Origin of the sequence: Methylobacterium sp. CCH7-A2, from assembly GCF_001557075.1 — a bacterium.
Taxonomy (GTDB): domain Bacteria; phylum Pseudomonadota; class Alphaproteobacteria; order Rhizobiales; family Beijerinckiaceae; genus Allobosea; species Allobosea massiliensis.
In genome coordinates, this window is sequence record NZ_LSKN01000153.1 from 1 (window position 1) to 425 (window position 425).

Consider the following 425-nt stretch of genomic DNA (forward strand, 5'->3'; position numbering starts at 1 on the left):
CCCCCGAGTTCATCCGCCGGTTCCTGCTCCACGTCCTGCCCGACGGCTTCCACCGTATCCGCCACTACGGACTGCTCGCCTCCAGCCGCCGCGCCGATACCATCGCCCGCATCAGGGAGATCATCGCGGCGCCGACGCCGGCTGCAACGATGGTAGATCGTGAAGCCGAGATCTCGGCCGAACAATCCGATCCGGTCGATGAGCGGAGGCCACCTTGCCCCTGCTGCGGTGGCCGCATGATCATCGTCGAGCGCTTCGCGCCGGGCACCGCGCCGCGCACCATCCTCGCCGTCAGGATCGACACATCATGACGGTGGCCCCATGGCGGCACCTTCAGGAAGCACCGCCGATCTCGGCCAGAGAGCGGGCGATCCCTTGCGCCCCGATCGCGGAAACTGACCTTGCGGCGATCCCAGATCCCGCCC

The 425-nt window shown here is 68.2% G+C and carries 1 protein-coding gene; it reads left to right on the forward strand.

Annotated elements, in window-relative coordinates:
• Window positions 1-311 (forward strand): transposase (locus AX750_RS12630; RefSeq protein ID WP_197426576.1); only part of this gene is annotated, 311 nt, incomplete at its 5' end.
• Between the last annotated feature and the right edge of the window lie 114 nt (window positions 312-425).